We start from the raw sequence: 2,359 nt of genomic DNA, 5'->3' as shown, positions 1-2,359 counted from the left end.
GTCCATGAAGCCGCCATAGACGCCGGGGACCGACACGCGGCCGCCCTTGCGCACCGCCATCAGCGCCTCGCGCAGGSCGTGGCCGCTGTCCGCACCGACGCCCACGGCCTGCTTGAGGTTGTCCATCACCGTATCCAGGGCAAAGCCGTGCGCCTCCATCCCGACCGCGTCGATGACCGCGTCGGCACCGATGCCGCCGGTCATCTCCATGACCGCCTCCAGCACCGAGGTCTGCTTGAAGTCGATCACCTCGGCCCCCATCCGGCGGGCCAGGGCCAGGCGGTTGGGATAGTGGTCGATGGCGATGACGCGGGCCGCACCCATCAGCCGGGCGGCCTGGATCGCGAACAGCCCGACCGGGCCGCAACCCCAGACCACGACGGTGTCGTCGGTTTCGATGTCGGCATTGTCCGCGGCCATCCAGCCGGTGGGCAGGATGTCGGACAGGAACAGGACGTCGTCATCGTCCATGCCTTCGGGAATGACGATCGGGCCTACGTCGGAAAACGGCACGCGGACATATTCCGCCTGTCCGCCGGGATAGCCGCCCGTCAGGTGGCTATAGCCGAACAGGCCCGCCGCCGCATGGCCGAACATGGTTTCGGTCAGGTCCTGCTTGTCGGCGGGGTTCGAGTTGTCGCAGGCCGAGAACTGTGCCCGCTGGCAGAAAAAGCACGACCCGCAGGAAATGGTGAAGGGCACCACGACCCGCTGACCGACTTTCAGCGTGCTGCCGGGGCCGACATCGACGACCCGGCCCATGAATTCGTGGCCCAGGATGTCGCCCGCCTGCATGCCGGGGATCACCCCGTCGAACAAGTGTAGGTCGGACCCGCAGATCGCGGTCGAGGTGACCTGGATGATCGCGTCACGGGGGTTGACGATCTGGGGGTCGGGCATCGTCTCGACGCGGACGTCGTGCTTGCCGTGCCATGTCAGTGCGCGCATGGATCAGGCCTCCTGTCTGCGGTTGAGGGGGGTGGCGATCTCGCCGGTCTCAAGGAACATCTTCAGGCGCTTCAGGTCGCGGCGCCCCTGGATCGCGGGGTCCGCCTGGAACAGTTTGGCCACGACGCGGCCAAGCGCGCCCATCGGCGGCACATAGGCGATCAGCGCGGTGACCTCGGTGCCGCGATTGCCCGGCGCATCGCGAAACAGCACCCGGCCGGTGGTCTCGATGTCCGAGCCATCGGTCGAGGCCCATGCGATGACGTCGCCGGGGCGATCCTCGGTGATGCGGGTGCGCAGGGTGATGTCGCTGCCCGGGCCGCGCAGGGTCCAGCGGGTGACGTCGCCTTCGGTCGAGACGGCGTGGACGTTCTCCATCACGCCGGCCAGGTTCCCGAACTGGCGCCAGAAGGCATAGATCTCGTCGCGGGGGCGGGCGATGGTCACGGTACGGCCGGTCAGCGCAAAGCGGCCCGACGGCGCGTGCTTGGCAGTGCGCCGGGGGGCATTGTCGGCGGGACGCCGTTCGGGCTGGCGGGTCAGCAGATAGCCGGTTCCGGCGGCGGCCAGGAAGATGCCCAGCACCGCGCCCAGACCGATGCCGGATGCGGGCGGCCGGGGCGTGTGGCGGATGTGGTCGAGATGATCATGATGGGGCATGACGGTCCTTTCCCAAAGCTGTGCGGCACCGATGGTCCGGCGCCGCGATCATGGTGTTCGGTCAGATGGCCCGCATGGGCGGCGTCTGGTTGCGGGGGCGTTGGTTCCGGCGATCCAGCAGGCTGTGTGGTGGCTGGACGCCGTCAGGGGCAGCGTAACGGCGCATCAGGCGCGGTTCCGCGACCTGCGTGCGGTGCCGGGAACGAGGGGTGACGTGTCGGGACGACGATGCATGGGCGGGCCTTTCCTTGTGTTCTGGGCCCGTGATCGAGCAGGGGTCCAACAAGGGGATGGCGCGAATGTTCCAGCCCTTTGCCTCATCGCCCCCGACGGCAGGTCACGTCACCCACGGCACGGCAGCGGCACCCCCGGTCGTGACAGCAGTCGGGGACAGGCCGGGCAGCCACACAGGTCACCCGTTTATGTCCGATCGTCGGCGGCGGCGGAACGGTGCGACCGGGCAACGGTCGGGCAGGGCATCGATCGCGCAAGGAACCCCGGTCGCGGTGATCGCCTTACGTCTGCACAGATGACAGATTCGTGAGCTTGCGGACCTGCCGACCCTGCCCATTACAGCGCTGGAGAACCACGTGCCCCGTACCAAGACGACCCTTTCGACAGACCAGAAGGGGACAGCCTCTCCGACACGATTTTCCATGGTGGAATGGAAGCAGATCCTTGTTCGCGTGAAGACCGAGATCGCCAGCGACCACATTTCGGTCGTGTCGGCATTTCGGTCGTGTCGGCGGGC

2 protein-coding genes are annotated in these 2,359 nt (G+C 67.7%); both read right to left on the bottom strand.

All coding sequences use genetic code 11. The features are described from left to right. The coding region (locus tag GBO37_RS13985; RefSeq protein ID WP_252929638.1) for a zinc-dependent alcohol dehydrogenase at positions 1-948 on the bottom strand (948 nt) is incomplete at its 3' end. 3 nt (positions 949-951) lie between these two features. Then, entirely contained in the window at positions 952-1,608 is a 657-nt protein-coding gene (locus tag GBO37_RS13980) for an SRPBCC family protein (RefSeq protein ID WP_252929636.1), read from the bottom strand. Between the last annotated feature and the right edge of the window lie 751 nt (positions 1,609-2,359).

The sequence above is a fragment of the Paracoccus sp. 08 genome (assembly GCF_024105395.1).
Classification (GTDB): Bacteria; Pseudomonadota; Alphaproteobacteria; order Rhodobacterales; family Rhodobacteraceae; genus Paracoccus; species Paracoccus marcusii.
The sequence above is the reverse complement of the archived record's forward strand: the minus strand, read 5'-3'. Positions and strand labels throughout refer to the sequence as shown.

Bases quoted from the DNA above. Each gene is read 5' to 3' on its own strand.
- GBO37_RS13980 (WP_252929636.1), bottom strand. From the start codon at position 1,608: ATGCCCCATCATGATCATCTCGACCACATCCGCCACACGCCCCGGCCG.